The sequence below is a fragment of the Rhodococcus pseudokoreensis genome, from assembly GCF_017068395.1.
In the GTDB taxonomy this organism is placed as follows: domain Bacteria; phylum Actinomycetota; class Actinomycetes; order Mycobacteriales; family Mycobacteriaceae; genus Rhodococcus_F; species Rhodococcus_F pseudokoreensis.
In genome coordinates, this window is record NZ_CP070618.1 from 159506 (window position 1) to 167009 (window position 7504).

At 66.6% G+C, this 7504-nt stretch carries 7 protein-coding genes; all 7 read left to right on the plus strand.

Going from position 1 to position 7504, the window contains the following annotated elements; translation table 11 throughout:
• Window positions 1-829: 829 nt before the first annotated feature.
• Entirely contained in the window at window positions 830-2953 is a 2124-nt protein-coding gene (locus JWS13_RS05335) for an FtsK/SpoIIIE domain-containing protein (RefSeq protein WP_206004836.1), read from the plus strand.
• Between the two features lie 33 nt (window positions 2954-2986).
• A complete protein-coding gene (locus JWS13_RS05340) occupies window positions 2987-3172 on the plus strand; it encodes a hypothetical protein (RefSeq protein ID WP_206004837.1) in 186 nt (61 codons plus the stop codon).
• 46 nt (window positions 3173-3218) lie between these two features.
• Window positions 3219-3569 carry a hypothetical protein gene (locus tag JWS13_RS05345; protein ID WP_206004838.1) on the plus strand — a complete coding sequence of 117 codons (351 nt, stop codon included), beginning with the start codon at window positions 3219-3221 and terminating at the stop codon, window positions 3567-3569.
• Window positions 3570-3571: 2 nt separating this feature from the next.
• Window positions 3572-4984, plus strand: a complete 1413-nt coding sequence (locus tag JWS13_RS05350) for a CpaE/TadZ family protein (RefSeq protein WP_206004839.1) — start codon at window positions 3572-3574, stop codon at window positions 4982-4984.
• Between the two features lie 109 nt (window positions 4985-5093).
• Window positions 5094-6329 carry an insoluble domain protein gene (locus tag JWS13_RS05355; protein WP_206004840.1) on the plus strand — a complete coding sequence of 412 codons (1236 nt, stop codon included), beginning with the start codon at window positions 5094-5096 and terminating at the stop codon, window positions 6327-6329.
• 213 nt (window positions 6330-6542) lie between these two features.
• On the plus strand, window positions 6543-7070 hold the full coding sequence (locus JWS13_RS05360) for a DUF8176 domain-containing protein (RefSeq protein WP_241032103.1): 528 nt from the start codon (window positions 6543-6545) through the stop codon (window positions 7068-7070).
• A gap of 44 nt (window positions 7071-7114) precedes the next feature.
• The coding region (locus tag JWS13_RS05365; RefSeq protein ID WP_206004841.1) for a hypothetical protein at window positions 7115-7504 on the plus strand (390 nt) is incomplete at its 3' end.

The window sequence follows — 7504 nt, forward strand, 5'->3', positions numbered from 1 at the left end:
TCGAATGGGAGTGCTGCGGCACCGATTCAGAGCGTGCTCTGTAAGGCAGGAGATCGGGCGTCCGAATCGGGGGTCCGAATCGAGCGGTCGAATCCAGCAGTCGAATTGAGCGTCCGAAAAAGGGGGGAAACCCCACCCCCTCCGGGGGTCACTCCCCCCGGCCCTCCGGGCCTAGGGGGAGTGTACTACTAGAAATTGCGCCGCGCCAACATATTTCGTGACGGCCATGTCACAGGCCTGCAGTGATGCTGTTTCGACCGCGCAGCGGGACGCGGTACAGCGCGCACTGCGAGGACCCGCCGCGCCTGACATCGGGACCGCTACGACCGCCAAACCGAGCCCGTCCGTACCGCTCGCAGATCGAGGTTTTTCGCGCGTGCTCGGTCGGGTGTCGGACATGTTCGCCGCAGCGGTCGGATTACCGTCGAAACGTCCGGAACTCGACCGCTCATTCGAGCGCTCTGCGATGCGGTACGCGACTGCTGTTCGGAGTGCGGTGGCGGGTGGGTTCACCGCGCACTCACACTATTCCGCCACGTGCAGCGAATACCGCGTCGAACCTCGCCGACACAGCGACCGCGTTCCTGCCGATGCCTACCTCGCCACGGCTTGGGGGCGCGGCACAAATCGGTCTCGATGAGCGGTGCAGGGACTGCAGGGTTCGGGGCGGTGAGGTGCCCGAGTGGAGCACCAATGGGCCAGGAGTTGCTCGTCGAATGCGCCGCTCGAAAGTTATCCACATACCCCGTTGAACCCGAAGCGCACTTTTTGCCACAGTGCTCCCGCATCACTCCCGCAGTGGTGTCAGACCGTGCGAAAGGAGCCCGCGGTGAATGCAAGTCGTGACCCGGTCAAGGACTGGGTGGTTCAGCAGTATCGCGAGATTTTTGGTGACTCTGCCACCGCGCGCGGAGGTAAGCAGGTCGATTCGGACGGCAACCCGACGCGCATCGGCCGCTTCACCCCCACCTCACCGGTCGCCGTCGCTGGCGCTGCCGCGGCGGTGTACGCGCCACGGTTGCTGCCGACCATCGACGGGAACGAGACCGTGACGGCCGTGCTCACCCAGCTGCACGGCTATCAGTGGCCCCTGGCCGCTGTAGCTGTCCCACTGTGCGTTGTCGACGTGTCCCGCTACCGCGCGCACAAGTCGACTCGGATGCTCGAATCCGTGGTGCGTCAGACCACCGGTCACCTGCCCCGGAAGGTCACCGTTTCACTGGCTCCCGGACGACGGGCACTCCGCCGGGCGACGATCACACTGCACCCCGGCACCGTTATCCGGCCCAAGGCGTTCGACGAGCTGACCCGGGCGATCGAGGAGACATTCCCCGAACACGGAAAATGGGAGGTGCGCGTCAAGCATGAGGCGTACAAGAATCGAATCCTCGTCACCCGCGCCGAAATCATCCCCGACACTCGCTCCTCTCGGCACAAGGCGCTGCAGGCGGCGCTCGATGCCGGCGCGATCCTCAAGGACGCGAAGGTCACCGTCGACTCGGTCGATGAGAACGGCGTCGAGACCGGCTTCAAGATCACGTTCGAGCCGTCGATGAACTCCGGTGCCCGCGGCTTCCAAGCGAAGGTCGACGAGGCCCTGGCGTCTCTTGCCGGCGTGCACGAGTCTGGCCGCACCTGGACGACGGAGTGGACCCCCTCGCAGGGGCACCTGGTGATGCGGCTCGTGGCTGCGATGCCGACCCGGGTGGACCACCCGCTCGCCCTGGTCGACGAGGACCTGCGGCACCTGCCGTATGCGACGGGCGCGGCGGACCTGACGATGTTCTGGGATGTGTCGACGAGCTCGAACAAACCGCATTGCTTGATCGTGGGCCCGACCGGCGGTGGCAAGACCTCCGTCATCCGCACGTTGCTCACCGAGGCGACGCGCCGTGGCATCCCATTCGTTGGGGTCGATCCGAAGATGATCGAACTCGATGGCCTCGAGGGTTACCCCGGCTGCGGCGCGATCGTGTACGACGCGCTCCGCGCAGCAATGTTCGTGCGCGCGCTGCACACCGAGATGATGGCCCGCAACGCCTACATTCACCACAAGAAGATCGAGGGCTCGCAGCTCCCACTGATGATCGCGGTCCTCGACGAATTCTTCATCCTCTCTGGCAAGTGGCAGCGGTTGGCCAAGACCGGCGACGACGAGACCCGAGAGCTCCTCAAAGAACTCGACCCGCTCGGGGCGTGGGCTGACCTCGCCGTCCTGGCGCGCTCGGCCGGCATCCGCTTGTTGCTCGGTGTCCAACGTCCGGACGCCTCGCTGTTCGGCGGCGCCAGCGGTAACGCCCGTGACAACTTCGGCACGCGCCTGAGCCTCGGAAATCTCTCCCAGGACGGTGCGCTGATGATGTGGGGCGACTCCACTGTCGGTCGCGAGGTCGACACGTCGGTGAAGGGACGCGGCATCGCGCTCGGCACCGACGGCAGCCCGGTCGACGCACAGATGTGGTGGACCCCGAACGTCGACCGGCATCCCAACAAGTGGAGCCAGCTGTCCGAATCGGAGAAGGCGATCATCGACGGGCTCCAACCATTCGAAGCACCAGAGTTCACCTGCTACTCGCGTGAACTGGCCGAGTTCATCGAATCCGAACGCGCACTGGCCAAGCAGGCCCGCGAGCACGGCGACGTCCTGGAACCGATCGTGCTCGGTGACCGCCCGATCGGTCAGAGCGCAGCCACCGACGATGACGATGTTGCCGACGCAATCCCGGCCTCCGCTGTCACCGAAGGCATGGCAGTGCTCATCGACGATGGCCAGGGCAGCGAAGTTCCCGTCACCGTCGAGGCGGTCACTGTCATCCGCGACAAGGGAACCGGCGACGTCCTCGAAACAACGTTGTCCATCAACACCGGCGGACGAGTCAAGACCAACGTCCACTACGGCCCCACCGACGTCGTATTCCTCCCGGCACCCGACCGGCTCCCCGCGACTGTCTGAAACACCTCTCCCCACCCCAGGAAAGGAATCTCGATGACCGACTACACCGACACCGATTCCACCGCCCCGGAGCAGCAGCCCAAACCACGCATGCCCCGACCGGCCATCGGGTCGATCGCTGCGGCTGCAGGACTACTCGGATCGACAATCGGCGGTTCTTTCGGACCGCTCTCAATCGTCAGCCAGGCATCCATCCACAACGCCCATTGCGGCGACTGATTTCCACTGCTCCACCGGATACACAACCAACCCGAGAGGACACACCATGAGCCGCCGCATCTCCCAGTCGATCACTCCGACCGCCGAGGACATCAGCGCGTTGCGCAGCCCGTTCGTCACCAAAGGTGCCAGCGATCCGGTGATCACCGAGCTTCGCGGGTATCTCAAGGATTCCGTGCCCGGATGGCTGGCCAAGCTCAGCGAGACGCAGGAGCTGACCCGCGACCGCTTGATTGAGATCAAAGACGCGGTCGACAAACGCCGCGCGGTGTACGAGGCACTGCCCGAAGGCGAGGCCCGCGACAAGGCGCTCGCGGCTCTCGACCGCACACAATCGATCGTTGACGAGATGGACACCGAGTTGTCCGGCGCCAACGCCTTCAGCGGGATCAACTAAAGATGTCGCCGACCATCGATGTCGAGATCACCTCCGAAACGACCGCCCGCGCGATCCTTGCCTCCGCTGCTGTGGACCCGGTGGACCTGCAAGCGACCGAAACCGAGACGCTCGAAGCCGTGGTGCACAGGTTCCTGCACTCAGTCGCCAAGGACCAGAACGTCGGTCTGGAGGTCGTGTATCGAAAGGGCGAGAACAGCCGCCACCTGACCGTCCTCCCGAACGGGAAGGTGGAGCCACGCGCGCCCAGCACACCAATCCCCACCGGTGCGCCCACGGCACCCCCACCGGCACGGGCGGCGAACTCCTCCGTACCACCGACGGGGCCCGTGGTCGTGGCAGCCGAATCCATCATTTATCAATCCCAGCCGGCGGTCCCCCCGCAGCTGCAGACGCCGGCCCCCAATCGGCGGCAGGGGGGCGCCACGCAGAGCCGTTCTCGCACGCCGCAGCACCAGGGAGCGGAAGAGGCCGTCACCGGCCCACTGGAGGCACTGGTGGATCTGGTGGCGGCGCCGGCCTCGCCCGTGGCAAGCGATCCGGCACGGCTCGGCCTGCGAGGCCGGCTGAACGCAGCGCTCGGGCTGAAACTGGTACCGAAGGAAGCCTCATTGGAGATGCGGCTGCGCGATGCCCAGACCATCATCGCGGGCCCGCTGCCGGACCGTGCGCTGATCGGTGTCATGCAGGTCAAAGGTGGTGTCGGGAAGACGCCTCTGTCGATTGCGCTGACCGATACCATTGCCACCTATCGCGGCTCCCGCCGCGTTGTATGCGCCGACCTCGGAGAGGTCGGCGGCAGCTTCTCCGATCGGGTGACGGTGCCGCCCGCTCATGGCTCGGATGTGCTCGACTTGCTGGCGGAGATCACCCCCGCGGCAACCGATGTCCGGCCGACGATGCTGAGGCAGTACCTGACCCAGCAACCGAGCGGGGCAGATGTCGTGATCGGCGGTGCGGCCACACCCCTCGGGTACGACCAGGCGCAGGCGCTCGGAATGGTCCTCAGTCAGCACCGGGACCTGATCGTCGCCGACACCGGGAACTCGATCCTCGCAGACAGTTGGCAGTGGGTGGCCGGCGCCGCGCATGTGGCGCTCATCCCGGTGCCGATCCGCACTGACGCCGCCATCGGTGCACAACGCACACTCAAGGCCCTCGCCGCCGTCCGGCCCGACCTGTTGAGCCGAACAGTCATCGTGATCACCGACGGCCCCGGAGACATCCCGGCAGACGAACACGACATCGTTGAGCGGTTCAGCAACCTGGCGGTACCGGTATGTCGGATGCCGTACGAGCCACGTTTCGCCGGCGGCAAGCGCATCGCGTTGCCTCAGTTGCGCCGTCCGACCCAAGACGCGCTGACCGTACTCGCCGCGACCGCCATCGGCCTGATGGGCCATGCCGCTGGCTGATGCGTTGGTCCGGCCAGTCCCGAGCCGGACGTCACTCCGAGGACTCTCCGACCCACATCGCGTTCACCGGTCTCATGCGGGCCGATCCCAGCTGAAAGGCACATTCGAGATGAGCAACCAGATCCCCGCCGGTAATCGGGCCGCGCGCCGCGCAGGTGGCCGGCACCGTCGAGCCAATGCCACGCACGCGGCCACTGCACTGGCGGTAGCCACGGCGGCGCTGGCCTCCGGTATCGCCCTGTCGCCGTCCGCGATCGCCGAGCCGATCCAGGGAGGTGTCACCGGTGGAAGCAACCAGGAAGGTGTGACCGGAGCCGACACTCAGGGCGGAACCACCACCTCCACACCGACACCCCAGATCGAGCCCGCGTACGTCCCGGAGGCCCCGGCGGAGCCGGAGTACTGGGTCGCCCCGCCCGCCGCCTACGAGAACATCGAATGGCGAGCGTTGCCGAATTACGACTACGAAAACGACTCGTACATCACGCCGGACGACTACTACGTCGCACCGGTCCGGGTGCAGGAGTTGCACCTGCCGACCGCCGTCGCGCCGACCGCTCCGATCATCGCTCCACGCGACACCCTCCGGATCGGTGAAATGCACATCAAGCAGCCGAACTGGATCACCGACGAGGACAAGGACCGCACCAACAACACCTTCGCGGTAGTCGAATCAGGGGTGTCGACGGCCTGGCGATCGATGGGTGTCGAGACCGACCGAGCTGACCGGATCGCCGCCGCCCAAGTCGGTGCCGGGGCAGCAGGGGCGACAGTCGGTGCCCTCACCGCAGGCGCAACAGCCGCCACAGCAGGTGCTCTGGTCGGCGGCACCATCGGCGGCATCGCCGGAATGACCGCGGGCACCGTCTTCCTCCCCGGAATCGGATGGGTGCCAGTCGGCGTCATCGGCACCGCCGCGGGCGCGGGTATCGGTGCCGCAGCAGCGGGTATCCCGGCCGCGGCCGCGGGCGCCCTGGTCGGCGGCGGGATCGCAGTGGCCGCGGTGACCCCGCTCGCGGCGGGTGACAAGGGCGAACCGCACGAGGTCGAAGTCCCGGACATCGACCAGGAGGCAGTGACCGCGCAGACCGAGACGGTGCTCACCGACTGGGAGAACTCCGGCCCGATCGGACAGGCTGCGGCGTCGGCCGTGCAGGACACAGTCGAGTCCGCGCCGGCGATCGACCAACAGGCGCGCGACTTCGCCTCGGCCCAGCCCGGAGGGCAACAGGTGATCGAGCAGGTCGAGGGCACCCTCAATTCGTTCTTCAACGACGCCACGCCGGGTCTGGCGGGGAACCTGCTGGCGAACGCCGTCGGCGGCGGCGTCGTGCGCGGCAACTGATCCCGAGAAAGTGGGTGCAACACCATGAAGAGGCCGACCCTCGGACGTAAGTCCTCACAGCATCCCGCCGTAATCGACCTTCTCGGTGGTACACCCACCGGCGACGTCCCCTCAGGCACCCGCACCACTGGTGCGGTGTCCGAGGGGCTGGTCAAGCCACTATCAACGGCAGCCCGGAGAACGCATGGCCCTTCCGATGGTCGCCGCCTATACGTGAAGACCGCAGCCGCAATTGGCATGGCCGCCGCCATCGTTGTGGCCGTGGTGGTCGCGAACGACCAGATGCGCGAGGATAACCCCGATCCAACTCAGGCTGCGATGACGGCCGCCGCCCCGACCGACGAGAACGGACTGCCCACGCTCAACCTGCCCGAACCTGAAAGGGCCGAGGAACCGGAGACCACGGGGGACGGCGAATGCCGCGCCGATCGCGGTGACCAGAAGAGCGGTGCGGGCGTCATCGCAGCGTTCAACCACGCGTACTACATCCAGCGCAATGGGGAAGCCGCGCGAGCGCTTGCGACGCCTACTTCTTCGGTGCAGCCCGCGCCCGAGTTGCAAAAGTTCATCGACGCTGTGCCGGTCGGTACCAACTACTGCATCCGCACGATGAAGCTGTCCGACGGGGTCTACCTGGTCGACCTCTCCCTGATGAAGCCCGGACAGCCGGTGGACCGCGGTACCCAGACCGTCACTACCCAGCAGACCGATGGCCGCTGGTTCGTCGACGTCTTCAAGTAACCCGCCCACCGGGCGACATGGCCACCGAAAGGAACCACAAACCGATGACTCTGTCCCACAGACGGCGCCGCCGGGCAGCTGCCGCTGCCGCTCTTGCCGGCGGCGCCGTCGCCGCACTGACCGCCTGCGGAGGCGACGAGGGCCGCCTGGCCGCGGCGGTCTCAGCCTCGACCAGCGGAGTGATCGTCACCGATGCCAGCACCGATCTGGGCAGCATCATCATCGGCTGGGGAGATGACCACTCGGACACCGAGATCACCACGCCACGCCCCGACCAGCTCGAGGCTCGGTGCTACGGAAGCGGAGACGCACTCGCAGTCGACATCACCGCCCCGCATGGATGGAAGATTCACGCCAGCAGCGGCTCTCAGATACTCGCCATCGAGAACGTCGACCAGGGCCTCGCCCGAACCGACGTCGACGCCACCACCAGG